This is a genomic window from Pilosibacter sp. NGB245 (assembly GCF_057397225.1).
On record NZ_CM171584.1, the window covers coordinates 331,848 to 347,247 of the forward strand.

The window sequence follows — 15,400 nt, forward strand, 5'->3', positions numbered from 1 at the left end:
ATGTAGTCGAAGTCAGGCATCCGCTTGGTGGATTTCGGAGACAAATCTTTTGGAAACATCCGCTGCTCCAACGTAAACGCTCCATAGCAAGTACCTGTTCCTCTACTCCTTTTTCTGCCATAATAGTCTCACACTATACAGAGTCAAAAAAGTTAAGTACTCAACTTTTTTGACCGCCTATGGAGGTCTATCTATGAGCAGTCAAACAAGTTTAGTTGCTGAACAGGTTCGGTTGCAGCAATGGGCGGCACAGATCCAGGATTGTAAAAACCGCCCTGCAGATATGAAAGTAGAAACCTGGTGCAGTGAGCATGGCATCACAAAAGCGAATTATTATTATCGTCTGAAAAGAGTCCGCAAAGCATGTTTGGAGGTCTACAATCCAGAACCGGCGTTTGTGGAGCTTCCTCAGCCGACAGAGAAAGCTCTGCCCCGGGAAGACAGCAGCTTAAAACCGACAGCTATTCTGCGAAATTCCAGAGGATTGGCACTTGAAATTTATAATCCTGTCTCTAAAGATATGCTTCAGTGTATCCTGGAGGTGCTGTCTAATGCTGAATGACGCCACAGGTCTGAAAAAGATCTATCTTGCAGCTGGTTATACCGATCTGCGGAGAGGAATGGATGGTCTCGCAACGATCATCCGGTTCCGGTTTCAGCTCGATCCGTATGATAAAAATACGCTCTTTCTTTTCTGCGGGAAGAAGACGGACCGGATCAAGGGACTCTTATGGGAAGGGGATGGGTTCCTGCTTCTTTACAAGAGACTGAGCAACGGTGCCTTCAACTGGCCACGTTCCGTAGAAGAGGCGTTGGAAATATCCCCGGAACAGTATACGATGCTGATGCAAGGGCTTGAAATTCTCCCCAAACATCCGATCAGGCCAAATGATCCGCCTAAAAGATTGATGTAACATTTGTGCATTATGGAGAAAAAATTTCTATATTTCACAGAAGAAAAGAGAATCTCTTCCGTTTCATAAAGCTTATCCACAGAATTCAGTCCGCAGGAATCAAACCACACGGTTTCGGGCAGAAAAATCGTTCTGAATCTGTGGATAGCAGTACAGAACATCTGGAATCCTGAAAAGCTATCCCAGGTGCTCTGTACTGTTATCCACCGTCATTATGCCGAAAGGAAAACAGGCGCCAAGTGGCAGAAAACGTACAGATCTGGTACAATGGACTCATTAAGAAAAGGAGTTCCTGCCATGGCGATGAAGTTCACAGAAGAACAGTTAAACAGCTTTGATAAATCTATGCTGATCCAGTTATTTTTGAATCAACAGGAACAGTTAGAAAAGGTCAGTGCCGACCTGCATTCCCTGGATACGAAGATGCAGGCAATGATGGAACAGCTGATCCTGGCTAATAAGAACCGGTTTGGACGTTCCTCTGAAAAAATGGAGGATGCCCAGCAGCTCCGTTTTGCTGAAGTGGATGGAACCATTGTGTTTTTTAATGAAGCCGAAGCTGTCTGTGATCTGGAGGCACCGGAACCAGAGACTCTGGAGCCGGCACCGGAACGCAGAAAAAAAGCAACCGGTAAGAAAGCACAGGATATGTCCGGGCTTCCTACAAATCGGATCAACCACTACATGACCGAAGAAGAATTAACAGCAGAATTCGGTGAAAACGGCTGGAAACAGCTTCTAGATGCTATTACACGCAGATATCGTTTCATTCCGGCAAAAGTCGAGGTGGATGAGCACCATGTTGGTGTATATGCCAGCAAAACAGACGGGCACATGATAAAAGCAACGCATCCCAAAAGCCTGCTTCATGGAAGCCCCGTATCCGCTTCGCTCGCTGCTGCGGTCATGAATGGAAAATACGTAAACGCGGTCCCTCTTTATCGCCTTGAACAGGAATTCCTTCGATATGGCCTTGCCATAACCAGGCAGAACATGGCGAACTGGATGATCCGGCTGGGAGAAGAATATCTCGCCGTTTTGTATGATCACCTTCATTCGCTGCTTTACAGCTATCATGTCATCCAGGCTGATGAGACACCGGTATTGGTAAACCGGGATGGCCGCAGTGCCGGTTCCAAGAGTTATATGTGGGTGTACCGTTCTGGCCACATGTATCCGGAAAAACAGATCATCCTTTATGAGTATCAGCGGACAAGAAATGCCTCTCATCCCCGGGAATTCCTAAAGAATTATTCCGGCATTTGCGTGACGGATGGCTATCAGGTCTACCATACACTGGAAAAAGAGCGTGAAGACCTGACGATAGCCGGGTGCTGGGTCCATGCCCGCAGGCGCTTTGATGAAGCGCTTGCAGTAGTACCGAAAGAACGCCAAAAAGAATCCGCATCCTATCTGATCTTAAAGCAGATCCAGACGATCTACAGAAAAGAAGGAAAGCTAAAGGATCTCTCATCGGAAGAACGGCTTTCCCAGCGTCAGGTGGCTATAAAGCCACTGGTAGACGCTTTGTTTGCGTACCTAAAGCAGCATGAAAGCGAGGTCGGAACAGAAAAGCTAAAAGATGCCTTCAGTTACGCTCTGAATCAGGAAAAATATCTCCGGGTTTTCCTGACAGATGGGGATGTCCCTATGGATAATAACGCCTCTGAGCGCGCGATCCGCGGATTCTGTGTTGGAAAGAAGAACTGGCAGATGATCGATACGATCAATGGTGCGAAATCATCCGCGATTGTTTACAGCATCGCAGAGACGGCAAAAGCGAATAACCTAAAACCATACGAATACTTTGAACACCTTCTGACAGAGATCCCCAAGCGCATGGATGACAGCGACCGGTCATTCTTAGACGACCTGCTTCCATGGTCGGAAAAGTTGCCGGACGTTGTCAGAAAACCGAAAAAGCAATGAAGCAGAGCCGCGGAAGCGGCTTTTAGCTTATAGGGTACTTGGTATGGAGCGTTTACAATGCTATGGACAAGACAAGTAGTATGGTGTATAGTTTAAAAACGTATTAGGTAAAAGAAATCTAGTGTTTTACTCTAGCTTGGTCAATAAAAAGTTTGTTTAAACAGCAACCAATAAAAAATAAGGTCAAATATGACAGTATTGACGTTCCGTTTTTTTCCTGTGTAAGGTATAATCTAAACTACAACCAAAGCGGGTGACAGGGGGTATAAGAAATGATCACAGGAGAAGAAATAAAAAATGCGAGACAGAGAATAGGAAAGACACTGGAAGAATTAGCGGATGAAACGGACTATTCACCAAGGCAATTAAGTTGTTTTGAAAAAAATGAAAATTTAGTACGCTATGATAAGTTTCTTCAGCTTATTGTAGCTTTAGAATTATATAAACCAGTTCAGAAGAAAAATCAGAAGGTGGATTTATAGAATGATATCAAAAACAGCAAAGACAAAAAGCATTATATTAGATTTATTATCAGATGGAATGGAGCATACTTCAGATGAAATGAGAAGTCGCTTACGCGAAGAAGGAATAGAAGTCGATAAGCAAAGTAGCACTTTAAAAATGGCTATTTATCAATTAAGAGTTAATGGCAGTGAAATATATTCACGAGACAGAGGAGTTTATCAGTTGAAAGAAGAAAAAAAACAGGCTATGTTAGCGGAATTTATAACACTGATGCCGGAAGAAAAGAACACTTCATATTATACGTATATTCATACAGACGGAAATATTGTTTTAAATGGTAAACTTAACAGAGAAATAGACAGCAGACAGATTGAAATTAAAATAACTAATGATGGGATGAAAATAGCACTTATTCCCAATGGAGAGAAGAACCATAGATTTACTAAAAGTGGAAAAACTAAGAATATGGAGCTCTTAAAAAGACTAAAGAGTAATCATATTAGTGTTCCGACTGCATATGAGATGAAATTGGATAAAAAAACAGGAGTATGGATTGGAACAGTAAACAAAAATAATGTAAAAAAGGGAAAGCAAATTACAAAAAAATAAATTTAAATATATTCATTTATTATTGCTGCATTGCGAAGTTGGTTTCAATCCTGAAAAAGCAAGAAGATTAAAGTAGTATGCATTAGTTTATTAAAGTGTGATTCTAAGAAAAGAATTAGGAAGGCAGAAAGATTTAGGAAATTCATCATTTTTCTAATATTATTGTATGGACCGTCGGAAAATGATATAATCGGGATAACTGTCGTCGGACAGGAAATAAAAATTTGAAAGACAGGAAGATTTACATATGTGTGGAATTGTTGGATTTACAGGACATAGACAGGCGGCCCCGATCCTGCTTGAGGGACTTGCGAAATTAGAGTATCGCGGATATGACTCTGCGGGAATCGCAGTACGTGACGGAGAGAAAGACGTGGAGATCGTCAAGGCGAAAGGCCGTCTCCGCGTTCTCGCAGAGAAGACAAATGATGGAATGGCGATGCAGGGAACATGCGGGATCGGGCATACGCGCTGGGCGACGCACGGGGAGCCGAGTGAGCTGAATGCGCACCCGCATTGCAGCGATGACCGGAACGTCGTCGGCGTTCATAACGGAATTATCGAGAATTACCAGGAACTCCGGGAAAAGCTTCAGAATAAGGGATATACGTTTTATTCCGATACGGATACAGAGGTTGCAATCAAGCTGATCGACTATTATTATAAGAAATATGAGCATACTCCGGTGGATGCGATCAACCACGCGATGGTGCGGATCCGCGGTTCCTACGCGCTTGCAGTCATGTTCAAGGATTATCCGGAGGAGATCTACGCGGCGAGAAAGGACAGCCCGATGATCATCGGCGTGGCGGATGGCGAGTCGTTTGTCGCTTCGGATGTTCCGGCAATCTTAAAGTATACGAGAAGTGTTTATTATATCGGAAATATGGAGATGTGCCGTCTTCAGAAGGGGAAAGTGACCTTCTATAACCTTGACGGGGACGAGATCGAAAAAGATCTGGTGGAGATCCAGTGGGATGCCGAGGCGGCAGAGAAAGCCGGCTATGAGCACTTTATGATCAAGGAGATCCATGAGCAGCCGAAGGCGATCCGTGATACGATCAATTCTGTTGTGAAGGACGGGAAGATCGACTTGAGCGGAGTCGGGCTTTCAGAGGAGGAGATCGCAAAGCTTGGACAGATCTATATCGTGGCGTGCGGATCGGCTTACCATGTCGGCGTTGCGGCACAGTATGTGATCGAGGAACTGGCGCAGATCCCGGTCCGTGTGGAGCTCGCTTCGGAATTCCGGTATCGGAGACTCTTGTTTGCACCGAATTCCCTGGTGATCATCGTGAGCCAGTCCGGGGAGACGGCGGACAGTCTTGCGGCGCTGCGTGAGGCGAAGGCACATGGTGTGAAGACGTTGGCGATCGTCAACGTGGTCGGTTCCACGATCGCGCGTGAGGCGGATCATGTCTTCTATACACTTGCAGGTCCGGAGATCGCGGTTGCGACGACGAAGGCGTACAGCACACAGCTGATCGCCTCGTATCTTCTTGCAACAGAGTTTGCGCGTGTCCGCGGTGTGATCGATGAGGACCGGACGGCGGAGCTTCTTGCGGAGCTGCAGACAATCCCGGAGAAGATCGAAAAGCTTCTCGAGGACAAGGAGCGGATCCAGTGGTTTGCCGCAAAGCAGATGAATGCGCAGGATATGTTCTTTATCGGGCGCGGGCTTGACTATGCGGTCAGCATGGAAGGCAGCTTAAAGATGAAGGAGATCAGTTACATCCACTCTGAGGCGTATGCGGCCGGGGAGCTGAAACACGGGACGATCAGCCTGATTGAGCCGGGAACGCTTGTGATCGGCGTTCTGACGCAGCAGAATCTCTATGAGAAGACGGTCAGCAACATGGTCGAGTGCAAGAGCCGCGGGGCGTACCTGATGGCGCTCACGACGTATGGAAACTACAGCATCGAGGACAGCGCTGATTTCGTGATCTACATTCCGAAGACAGAGCCGTTATTCACGGCGAGTTTGGCGGTGATCCCGCTGCAGCTGCTGGGATACTATGTATCTGTCGCAAAGGGACTGGATGTGGATAAGCCTAGGAATCTGGCGAAGAGTGTGACGGTGGAGTAAAGAAAATAAAAAGTGTCGAGTCGTAAAGGATAACTTTTGACTTGGCACTTTTTTTAGTTTATCTGTTCAGCTTCTCAACAATTACATTACACCGTTTCTTGCAAAATGCAACCCCGTAAGCAAGAATCTCTTCCTGGTCAAAAAAATTCAACTTTTTTCATTTTTCCTGTCACATTTTCGATTTTCTTACGTTTATATTAATAGAACATGTTAAGGGAAAACGGATCCTGTCGGGAAGGGCGGGAACCGGCGTCGGATATATGCGGAAAACGACGTCGGGCAGCGGCTTTTCGTGAGGCGGGATAACGGGATCTTATGACATGATCAATAAGTTTGCGGGCGCTGTTCCGGGCTCAACACCCCATGAGACCGGGATACGGGTTTTTGATCAAATCGAAAGGCGATGGGGTCCTGACAGACAACGAATGGAGGAGGAATACATATGATCGTATCAAACAAGTACACGAAAATTGAGCGTAATGGAATGTATTATATTATTCCATCGAGCGCTCCGGAATGCCCGCATTGTGGTGGAGCTATGACGGTCCGGGACAGTAAAAGAAGAAAGCTGATCCTGTCCGACGGGACGGTACAGATGTTTGTTCTGCGCCGGTACAAATGCAAGATATGCGGACGCATCCACCTGCATCTTCCTGATATTATGCTCCCGCATAAGCACTATGCGCGGGAGGCGATCATCGAGACGGTGAGAGGAGAGCGGAACTGTTCGGCGGAGCAGTCGACGATCTACCGCTGGAACCGGGAGAAACTGCAGCTGGAATGTCAGGTGCTTCAGATGGAGAAGAAAGCCAAAAAGGAGAGCCGGACGGAAGGTGAGCCTGGCTGCCGGTGCGCGGGCAATTAAGATAACAGGGAAAATGAAAAAGCGGCAGGTGCGGTGCCTGCAATTGTGTGATCAGTGAGTATGGTTGCCGGTCAGTCAGGAATGGCTGGCCGGCCGTTTTGATAATGCCACCTTGTCCAAGTGTGATAAATATATAGTCCAATTATGGACAATATACAAATAGTGTCAATGTATGGTATATAGATGATATCAGGAAAAGTGTTTGTTCGGCCTGTATCTGTTCGGCTGAAACGTGTGCCGGATTGCCGTGTGCGGAGGAGAAAATGGTAAGTTACAATCGCCTGTGGGAGACCATGGAAAAGAGAAAGATCAGTCAGTACCGGCTGATCAAGGAGTTTGGCTTAAGCTCCGGTCAGATGAGTCGTCTGAAAAAGAATACATATGTCTCTACACATACGCTGGAGACGCTCTGCAGGATCTTAGACTGCAGGATCGAGGATGTAATGGAAGTTTCCTTCGAGGACGAAAAGAGCGAAAAACAGGTTCACGGACGCTGATCTTTACCGGAAAATGATTCCGATAAAGACCAGCCGTTTTTAAACCTCTTTCTCGCCGGGCTCAAAATGAGATGCGTACGATGTCTGCGACACTGCAGTTTAAGATCCTGCACAGAGTTTCCAGAGTATGAGTGGAGATATGCTCATTCTTCCGGATCCGCTGAAGCTGGCCGGAGCTGAAATGATAGCTGCGGACCAGGCGATACTGGCTGATGTGCTTTGATCTTAAGGTGTTCCAGAGTGGACTGTAATCGATCATGAGGAATGCCTCCTTTCCTTATATAATGCGGCGAAAGAGCCGCCATAGTAGAGAATAAAAGATATTGTCGGAAATTTGTGAAAATATAAGGAAAAAAGCCGGATTCTTTCGGATGTTGACAGGAATTGCAGACAACGACGGTGCTCAATGATACAAAGGAGGAAACAGTATGGTTAAATATACGAGATTATGGGAGACAATGCAGAGAAAAGGGATCAGCCAGTACCGCCTGATCAAGACATACGGGATCAGCAACGGTCAGTTGAACAGACTGCGGAAAAATTTATATATTTCAACTCATACCGTAGAAACTTTGTGCAGGATACTGGACTGCCGCGTTGAGGATGTGATGGAGATCGTGTTCGATGAGAATGAGGAGCCGCTGTGGTCTCCGGGACTGGAAGAGGAGCGGCAGAAGGAGAAAGAACTGGAAAGGAAAAAGAACAGACAGGGCTGAACGGATCTTGATGGGCGGTAATCTGCGGCTGGAAGATCCGACAGCCTGGATCAAAGCCATGGATTTTGTGAGAACGGAATTTTCAGGATGTAAGAAGACGCTGACTTGAAAAAGTAAATTCCAGTGTAAAAGTAAATTCCACCGCTCTTTTAAAAGTTGCTTATAATCTAGTGATTTTTAAGAAGAAAAGCGGAATCTATGCTATAATACAAGTAATCTATGGCGAAATTTTCTGTTTTTCTGTATGGCAAACAAGCTGCTGGAGGTCGGTGTGCACGACTAAATTCCACCAGCCACATTTGAAAAATGTGAAAAGTTTACTTCCAGTCTGACAGCAGATTTCTTCATGGGTTAGTGGTTATAGCGGATCAGCTTAGGTGTTAAGATGACTTTGTCAGGGTCAATACGCCTAAGCTGAAACGCTTTTAAGACGTCTTCCCCAAAAGCCTCCAGGGCGGCATCATACGGTGTACGCCCATTCAAACTCTCCCGCGGTGTTGAGTTGATGTGGCTGGTGATTAGATTCACATCCCATTGAGTCAGGAATTCAAAGGTAGTTCGTTTCGGCAGTATCATGCGGAGCATGGTGTGTGCCTGTTCAATGCCGCCTTTCTGTCCGCTTCTCATGGGATCACAGTAATAAATGTTGGTTCTCTGGATACCGGTAACACCGGTTTCGAGAGAATCAGGATCACCGAATTCAGCGCCTCTGTCGGTGAGGATATATTCAAACAGAGTCAGGAAATCGAAGGTACCAAAACGCTTTTCTAAACGGTCCAAAACGAGTCGTACAGATCCTTCCGTATTCCGGTTCATGAGGAACGCAAGAAACAGCTTTTCCCTTGTAAAAAAGAAGGTAAGCAGTGTTTTAGAGGAACCAACAGCGGAGTGGACGGTGTCCATCTCTACAAAAGATTCCAGGTGCAACTGTTGAAAATCAGCGTAAGTTCTGCCATTAAAGACACGGCGGTCAGATATCTGTGATTTATGGACTTTTCTGGGTTTAAACTTCACTTTACGTTTCAGATCAACGTTTCTGGCAGTCAGAAGTCCCATATCAAGGTAGTTGTAAACGCTGCGGACGGAAAGATTCAATTCCGGATGGTTTGCAACGATCTGGTAAGGAGACTGGCCCTGATCGATCAGAGGAGTGATGATCTTATCCTTTTTGTGGAGTTCCTGTCTGGTCATAGCGATTCCGGACCTGGAATCCTTGAGACACTCCCGGTATTTCCGATCAGCGAATCTGGCATTGTAGGTATATTTGTGGGCAATCGTACAATGATTGATCTTTTTACTGCATCCATTGCAGACGTAGGGAGCCCGATCAAGTTTGCTGCAGCGTTCTTTTTGAAAATCCGGACAGGTCTGGTTACAGGTGGGACAGGAAGCACATTTAACGCCGCAAAGAAGGATCTTATTGCAGGCATTCGTTTTCTTACAACGGAAACGCTTGGTACAGAAGTTCTTCGCATTAAGAAAAGTCCCTTTGTGAAACCAATCGGAGGCTCTTCTGGCCTTCACTTCTTTTGAAATCGTAGTAGGGTCCTTACAGAGAAAGCGGGCAATATCTTTAAAGGATGTACCCTTATCCAGTTCATTCTGGATATAGATACGATCCTCTATGGTGAGATGCTTCTGGTTGCCTGGGATATATTTACTCATAGTCAAACTCCTTCTACTGCTGTCAGAAGGACGATTAAAGTATCATATCAGTATGCATGAGTAAATATCAACTGTGCAAGAGTAAACTCCACCGCCCTTTGGAGAAGTGGAATTTAAATTTTCATTTTAGGGATGTAAGAAGACGCGGAAAACCGGTTGCTAATATTCTCTTTACCGGGTATACTGAATGAGATTAAAGATCATGGAGATAATGATTCAGCAGACCTATGCAGCGAATCTGGAAGATAGTTTTGCCGGGAAATCGTGAAGGCGCTGGAAAGTTACTCACAGAGAATATTGGAGGAACTTAAAATGGATACAATGACAGGACGCAATGTCGGAAAGACATGCCGGACCCATTACAGAGGAACTTTTAACGACGGTACACAGTTTGACTCTTCCTATGATCGTGGAGAGCCTCTGGAGTTCGTATGCGGTGCAGGCCAGATGATCAAAGGATTTGATGCGGCTGTCGCAGATATGGAAGTCGGCGAGATCAAAGAGATCCATCTGATGCCGGAGGAAGCTTACGGAATGCCGAATCCGAACGCGATCCTCACACTTGAGATCGCAAATCTCCCGGGTTCTGAGGACCTGGAAGTCGGCCAGAAGGTATACCTTACAAACCAGAGCGGCCAGCCGTTCCCGGTAACGGTTACCGCAAAAGATGAGAAGATGATCACTCTCGACGCGAACCATGAGATGGCAGGAAAAGAGCTGAACTTTAAGATCGAGCTGGTGGAAGTAAAATAAAAAAGTAAGATCGTGTGAAAGGGCTGTCGCATTAACGTGCGGCAGCTCATTTTGTATCCCCATTCCAGATCAGAAGGGAATTCCGATGAAACCGGCAGCCGAAAGCAGATTCCCAAGAAGCGTGAACCGGCTGCAGGTGGTCACGAGGAGACAGGAATTGACGAAAGACACAGACAGGTGTATACTTGCATATGCCACACAACTTGACATGTCAACATGATAATTGAGAAAAATTTTCATGTGTCAGGGAACGAACTTCTTTATTAAATTTTCAGGAGGACATCATGAATATCACACAAAAACAAAAGGGCATCCTCTTTATGATCCTGTCCGCACTTTCCTTTGCGTCCATGCAGGTGGTTGTCCGCATGAGCCGGGAAATTCCGACGATGGAGCAGATCTGCGTCCGCAATCTCTTCATCCTGATCGTTTCTTTCTTCATTATCCGGAAGAAACATGGTTCTTATTATGGTCCGAAAAAGTATCAGCCGTATCTCTTTGGCCGTTCGTTCTTCGGATTCCTTGGGCTGATTACCCTGTTCTACGCATCCAGCCATGCGGCGCAGGGCGATGTCACAGTGTTAAATAAGCTCTCTCCGATCTTCGTGACTCTGCTTGCAGCTGTGTTCATGAAGGAGAAGCTTTCCTCGATCCAGATCCCGGCGCTGGTCCTGTCTGTGCTCGGCGCATTCATCGTATTCCGTCCGAGCTTCCAGTCTGATCCGTTTCCGCTGATCGTTGCGCTCCTTTCCGCGATCACATCGGGAATTGCGTACACGTTTTTAGGGTATTTTAAAGGAAAAGTCGATGGAATTACCGTCATCATGCACTTTTCTACATTCAGCGTGTTTGGCTCCCTGCCGTTCGTGATCGGAAACTTTGTCATGCCGGATCTGCGCCAGTTCCTGCTCCTGATGCTGATCAGTCTCTTCGGCTCTTTCGGACAGGTATTTATCACATACGCATACCGTTTTGCTCCGGCATCCGAGATCAGTATCTACAATTATTCCGGAATCCTGTTCAGCATTCTTCTCGGAGCAGTGGTTCTCGGAGAGCCTGTAAAACATACCTCGATCCTTGGCGGCGCCCTGGTTGCGATCGCTTCCATTATGGTGTATATTTATGGAAACTCGAAAAAGAAAGAGGCGAAGTAAGTGGAGTCGGATGACAAGAAACTCTACACCCCGAAATATGTACAGATCGAAGATCATATTATAAGCGAGATCCGGAATGGCCGTCTGAAGACAGGTGACCGGATCCCATCGGAAGCGGAGCTTGTCCGGATGTTCGGGGTGAGCCGGATCACGGTCACGACCGCGATCAAAGAGCTTACCGCCCGCGGGATTCTCGTCCGCAGACAGGGAAAGGGGACCTTTGTAAGGAGGGACGACCCGGAAATTTCGGAAGAGACGGATGGTTTTTCGGCCGCGCAGGCTGGCTCCGCCGCTTCCGCATCGAGAACGATTGCTTTCGGCGGCGGGATACGGCTTGCTTCACCGGAAAAAGCGGAACAGAAACCGCACACGCTCCTGGAGAACAGGATCATCTCTGCGGATCCCGTTCTATGCCGGAAGCTCGGTCTTGACGCGGGAAGCTATGTCTACCAGATCGTCCGCTGTATCAAGGATGGCGGGAAGACTTCGGAGATGGATTTTACTTATATCCCGCTGTCTGTATGCGGCGGACACACCTTCGACTGTGCGGAATTATCGACCAGCCTGATCCATGATTATATCAGCCGGAATTTCCCGGAGAAGCCGACGGGCGTGGACATCTATCTTCAGCCGGAGCTCACGGGAGATATTGATGTCTCCATGATGACCGGAGAAGGGGATGGTCCTGCCGGAATGCCGCTTTTTTTCTGGGATACGGTCGTCCGCAGAGGAAAAAAGGTTCTCGCAGTCACGACAACCGCTTCAAAGCTTTATCAGGGGATGAAATTCCTGACGTTTGAGATCCCGGCGCTTCCTTAGCTTTCCATCTGCCGCCCGAGGAAACCGGCAGCTGTTGCCGCCAGGCGCAGTTCCGGATCTGAAAATTTTGCGCGCGGCTCCCGGCTCATGATAATGACGGCTCCGATGGCGTCGCCTTCGCAGATGATCGGTGTGATCACCTGGGCTGTGATGCTGTCCCCGTCATCGTCGGTTACAGGCGTGAAGTTTCGGTCCTCTTTTCCTGCCTGGATGACGGTGCGTTCCTGGATCACATGCTCCAGCGCCCGGCTGATCGGTTTTTGGAAAAAATCCTTTTTCGCTCCGCCCGCCGCCGCGACTACCTGGTCCCGGTCCGTGATGCATACGAGAAGCCCGGTCGACTGGGCCATCGCGTCCGCGTACTGACCTGCGAACGCGTTCAGTTCCATCATCGGTGAGTATTTTTTCAGAATGATCTCTCCCTCACGGTCGGTAAAGATCTCAAGCGGAGTTCCCTCCCGGAGACGCAGAGTCCGCCGGATTTCCTTTGGAACGACTACACGGCCGAGATCATCGATTCTTCTTACAATTCCAGTAGCTTTCATAACGTTTATTCCTCCTGCATATCACATACCATGTTTCCCATATTGTGTGCCTTATGGGTAGTATGTGGAAACAGGGTGAATTTATACATCGCAAAAATGAAAAAGAAATGAGGAAATCATCATGTATACGTTTGAAGATTTAAAGCAGATCATGAAGACGCTGCGTGCAGAGGACGGCTGTCCCTGGGACCGGGCGCAGGATCATGAGACGCTAAAAAAGCATCTCGTGGAGGAATGTGCGGAGGTGCTGGAGGCGATCGATAGCGGGGATACGGAAAATCTCTGTGAGGAGCTCGGGGATGTCCTGTTCCAGGTCATGTTCCACAGTGAGATCGAGGCGGAGCGCGGAAATTTCAACGTGGATGACGTGGTAAATGGGATCTGCGAGAAGATGATCCGCCGTCATCCGAGGATCTTCGGAGGTGAAATTCCGGAGGTCGAGGATGAGAAAGATCTCTGGGAAGCGATCAAAAAACAGGAACGGGAAATGAAGAAAAAAGCCGGAAAGCATTGACAAAATGCGGTTCCTGTGCATGTCCGGGAAGACGTGTGTACGGGAAGGGAAAAACGCTGAAAAACACGGTAAAATCGGGCAAAACTCCTTGACAAAGAATGCAGAAACATATATAAATGTAAGAGTGCAATGCAAAGGTCCTTCGGGCAGGCTTTGTCCGCGGGTTTTGAAATGAATTTTAGGAGGAAATAAAACAAATGAACAAGACAGAATTAATCGCAGCAGTTGCTGAGCAGGCAGAACTTTCCAAGAAAGATGCTGAGAAGGCACTGAAGGCTTTCACAGATGTTATTGCAGCAGAGTTAGTTAAAGGTGAGAAAGTACAGTTAGTTGGTTTCGGTACATTCGAAGTATCCGAGAGAGAAGCAAGAGAGGGAAGAAACCCGCTTACAGGTGAGAAGATCACAATCGCAGCTTCCAAGAACCCGAAATTCAAAGCTGGTAAGGCTTTAAAGGATATGGTAAACGCTTAATTCTGTTTTCGGAATGAACTGACTTATAAATTTGACCTGATCGCGACGGGTCATGTGAATCCCCTCTGTGATGCGAACGTGCGTTGCGGAGGGGTTATTGTTTCCGGGAAAACGTGTCCGCCCGGGGCGGGCAGCAGGAATTCTGGCGGCGGTATCGCCGCGAAAAGGAGCAGTTATGCGGTTAGACAAATATCTGAAAGTATCCCGTATCATCAAGCGGAGAACCGTGGCAAACGAGGCGTGCGACAGCGGTCGTGTCATGTTAAATGACAAGGTCGCGAGAGCCAGCGCGGAAGTGAAGGTCGGGGATGTGATCGAGGTCGCATTCGGAACAAAGGCCGTGAAGGTGCGTGTGACGAGTGTGCAGGAGACGATCCGCAAGGAAGATACGAAGGAAATGTTCGAATATATTTAATAAGGAACCTCACGGCGATAAGTCTGTGAGGTTTTCTTTATGCCCCGGGAAAAAGGCATCCCGGAGATCGCTGCCTGTGGGCATAAATTTTTATTCCCATCATATATATAAAAGAGAATGTACGCCGGCGCATTTTTGCGTCGGGCGCGGTCGCTTGCGGCAGATTTACATGCGGGAGGTGCTTTATGGAAGAGAATCCGGGAATGGCGCATAAGATCGTTTTGAATAACCGGGATCGGGGAAATCTCACGGGGATCCTGGATGTGATCTCGTTCGATGAGAATACCATCGTGCTGGACACGGACATGGGACTTCTGACCATCAAGGGGAAAGACCTCCATGTGAACAGGCTGAGCCTGGAAAAGGGCGAGATCGACATTGAGGGCAGGACGGACAGCCTTGTGTACTCGGCGGGCGGCGGCACGAAGAGCGGGGGAAGCTTCTGGGCGAAACTGTTTAAATAATAGTAACGATTCAGTAGGTCTGCAGACTTACTGCGCTGACCGTAATAAAACATGGGGTGGAAGGCAAAAATCCCATCGGCGAAGCCGATGCGGAATGGATTTTTAATTGTGGAGGAATCGCAGAGTGAGCACATATCTTGCCATGGAAGTGAGACTTGTCTGGATGAGTTTCGTGCTGGGATGCATTCTGATGGCAAGCTATGATCTGTTAAGATGGTTCCGCTTTTTTGTTCCGCACGGGCTGGTCTGGACGGGGATCGAGGACTTTTTTTACTGGATCTGCGCAGCTGTCATGACCTTTCTTCTGCTGTTTTATGAGAACAGCGGGATCGTCCGTGCCTATGTGATCGCCTGCGTGTTTTTCGGCATGATCTTTTATGATAAAATCATCAGCAGGAATGTGTTCCACCTATTGAAAAAGCTGAAAAAATGGTATAAAATTAAAAGAAAAACTGCCTCAGAAAAGAGAAGAAACAGGCAGTCTGAAATGTAGAAATAAAAGGTCATTCCCGGAAAC

The 15,400-nt window shown here is 47.2% G+C and carries 20 protein-coding genes; 17 read left to right on the plus strand and 3 right to left on the minus strand.

Translation table 11 applies throughout. The features are described from left to right. The first annotated feature begins 193 nt into the window (after positions 1-193). The 8 genes from tnpA to ACXMYH_RS01525 all read left to right on the plus strand — a co-directional run bounded on the left by tnpA (position 194) and on the right by ACXMYH_RS01525 (position 7,365). Positions 194-562, plus strand: a complete 369-nt coding sequence (gene tnpA, locus ACXMYH_RS01490; RefSeq protein WP_118600186.1) for an IS66 family insertion sequence element accessory protein TnpA — start codon at positions 194-196, stop codon at positions 560-562. Next, positions 552-914, plus strand: a complete 363-nt coding sequence (gene tnpB, locus ACXMYH_RS01495; protein WP_118468476.1) for an IS66 family insertion sequence element accessory protein TnpB — start codon at positions 552-554, stop codon at positions 912-914. Before tnpA ends, tnpB begins: the two co-directional genes overlap by 11 nt. Positions 915-1,211: 297 nt before the next feature. Beyond that, on the plus strand, positions 1,212-2,843 hold the full coding sequence (gene tnpC / locus ACXMYH_RS01500; protein WP_486555384.1) for an IS66 family transposase: 1,632 nt from the start codon (positions 1,212-1,214) through the stop codon (positions 2,841-2,843). A 272-nt stretch (positions 2,844-3,115) separates the two neighbouring features. Next, on the plus strand, positions 3,116-3,325 hold the full coding sequence (locus ACXMYH_RS01505; RefSeq protein WP_486555385.1) for a helix-turn-helix domain-containing protein: 210 nt from the start codon (positions 3,116-3,118) through the stop codon (positions 3,323-3,325). A gap of 1 nt (position 3,326) precedes the next feature. Further along, positions 3,327-3,917 (plus strand): hypothetical protein, encoded by a 591-nt coding sequence (locus tag ACXMYH_RS01510; protein ID WP_486555386.1) that lies wholly within the window; start codon positions 3,327-3,329, stop codon positions 3,915-3,917. A gap of 247 nt (positions 3,918-4,164) precedes the next feature. Continuing rightward, positions 4,165-6,003, plus strand: coding sequence for a glutamine--fructose-6-phosphate transaminase (isomerizing) (gene glmS / locus ACXMYH_RS01515; RefSeq protein ID WP_486555387.1), 1,839 nt, complete (start codon positions 4,165-4,167; stop codon positions 6,001-6,003). Between the two features lie 442 nt (positions 6,004-6,445). After that, a complete protein-coding gene (locus tag ACXMYH_RS01520) occupies positions 6,446-6,868 on the plus strand; it encodes a DUF6431 domain-containing protein (protein WP_486555388.1) in 423 nt (140 codons plus the stop codon). Positions 6,869-7,131: 263 nt separating this feature from the next. Continuing rightward, a complete protein-coding gene (locus ACXMYH_RS01525) occupies positions 7,132-7,365 on the plus strand; it encodes a helix-turn-helix domain-containing protein (protein ID WP_118530298.1) in 234 nt (77 codons plus the stop codon). Positions 7,366-7,426: 61 nt separating this feature from the next. Here ACXMYH_RS01525 and ACXMYH_RS01530 read toward each other — a convergent pair whose 3' ends face one another. Beyond that, complete coding sequence (locus tag ACXMYH_RS01530) at positions 7,427-7,624, minus strand: helix-turn-helix domain-containing protein (RefSeq protein WP_118298333.1); 198 nt, start codon at positions 7,622-7,624, stop codon at positions 7,427-7,429. 169 nt (positions 7,625-7,793) lie between these two features. Here ACXMYH_RS01530 and ACXMYH_RS01535 point away from each other — a divergent pair, with 169 nt between their 5' ends. Then, positions 7,794-8,081, plus strand: coding sequence for a helix-turn-helix domain-containing protein (locus tag ACXMYH_RS01535; protein WP_118530296.1), 288 nt, complete (start codon positions 7,794-7,796; stop codon positions 8,079-8,081). 351 nt (positions 8,082-8,432) lie between these two features. On the opposite strand, the gene ACXMYH_RS01540 is transcribed toward ACXMYH_RS01535, so the two are convergent. Continuing rightward, positions 8,433-9,746 carry an IS30 family transposase gene (locus tag ACXMYH_RS01540; RefSeq protein ID WP_486555343.1) on the minus strand — a complete coding sequence of 438 codons (1,314 nt, stop codon included), beginning with the start codon at positions 9,744-9,746 and terminating at the stop codon, positions 8,433-8,435. A gap of 312 nt (positions 9,747-10,058) precedes the next feature. On the opposite strand from ACXMYH_RS01540, the gene ACXMYH_RS01545 reads away from it, so the two are divergent. The 3 genes from ACXMYH_RS01545 to ACXMYH_RS01555 all read left to right on the plus strand — a co-directional run bounded on the left by ACXMYH_RS01545 (position 10,059) and on the right by ACXMYH_RS01555 (position 12,472). Next, complete coding sequence (locus tag ACXMYH_RS01545) at positions 10,059-10,499, plus strand: FKBP-type peptidyl-prolyl cis-trans isomerase (protein WP_243016271.1); 441 nt, start codon at positions 10,059-10,061, stop codon at positions 10,497-10,499. A gap of 284 nt (positions 10,500-10,783) precedes the next feature. Then, the gene (locus tag ACXMYH_RS01550; RefSeq protein ID WP_215702186.1) at positions 10,784-11,653 is read left to right on the plus strand and encodes a DMT family transporter; all 870 of its coding nucleotides are present in this window, start codon (positions 10,784-10,786) and stop codon (positions 11,651-11,653) included. Next, entirely contained in the window at positions 11,654-12,472 is an 819-nt protein-coding gene (locus tag ACXMYH_RS01555) for a GntR family transcriptional regulator (protein WP_329752128.1), read from the plus strand. Here ACXMYH_RS01555 and spoVT read toward each other — a convergent pair. Next, positions 12,469-13,017 carry a stage V sporulation protein T gene (gene spoVT, locus ACXMYH_RS01560; protein WP_118322305.1) on the minus strand — a complete coding sequence of 183 codons (549 nt, stop codon included), beginning with the start codon at positions 13,015-13,017 and terminating at the stop codon, positions 12,469-12,471. The two genes, ACXMYH_RS01555 and spoVT, sit on opposite strands and share 4 nt — an antisense overlap. 121 nt (positions 13,018-13,138) lie before the next feature. Between spoVT and ACXMYH_RS01565 the strand changes: the two genes are divergently transcribed. The 5 genes from ACXMYH_RS01565 (at position 13,139) to yabQ (ending at position 15,376) form a co-directional block, all read left to right on the plus strand. Next, on the plus strand, positions 13,139-13,531 hold the full coding sequence (locus ACXMYH_RS01565) for a MazG nucleotide pyrophosphohydrolase domain-containing protein (RefSeq protein WP_118322304.1): 393 nt from the start codon (positions 13,139-13,141) through the stop codon (positions 13,529-13,531). Positions 13,532-13,728: 197 nt separating this feature from the next. Continuing rightward, positions 13,729-14,004, plus strand: a complete 276-nt coding sequence (locus ACXMYH_RS01570; RefSeq protein ID WP_015552342.1) for an HU family DNA-binding protein — start codon at positions 13,729-13,731, stop codon at positions 14,002-14,004. 175 nt (positions 14,005-14,179) lie between these two features. Next, complete coding sequence (locus ACXMYH_RS01575; RefSeq protein ID WP_118298407.1) at positions 14,180-14,419, plus strand: RNA-binding S4 domain-containing protein; 240 nt, start codon at positions 14,180-14,182, stop codon at positions 14,417-14,419. A 185-nt stretch (positions 14,420-14,604) separates the two neighbouring features. After that, positions 14,605-14,883 (plus strand): sporulation protein YabP, encoded by a 279-nt coding sequence (yabP, locus tag ACXMYH_RS01580; RefSeq protein WP_486555389.1) that lies wholly within the window; start codon positions 14,605-14,607, stop codon positions 14,881-14,883. Between the two features lie 124 nt (positions 14,884-15,007). Beyond that, on the plus strand, positions 15,008-15,376 hold the full coding sequence (gene yabQ, locus ACXMYH_RS01585; protein WP_243106524.1) for a spore cortex biosynthesis protein YabQ: 369 nt from the start codon (positions 15,008-15,010) through the stop codon (positions 15,374-15,376). Positions 15,377-15,400 lie beyond the last annotated feature (24 nt).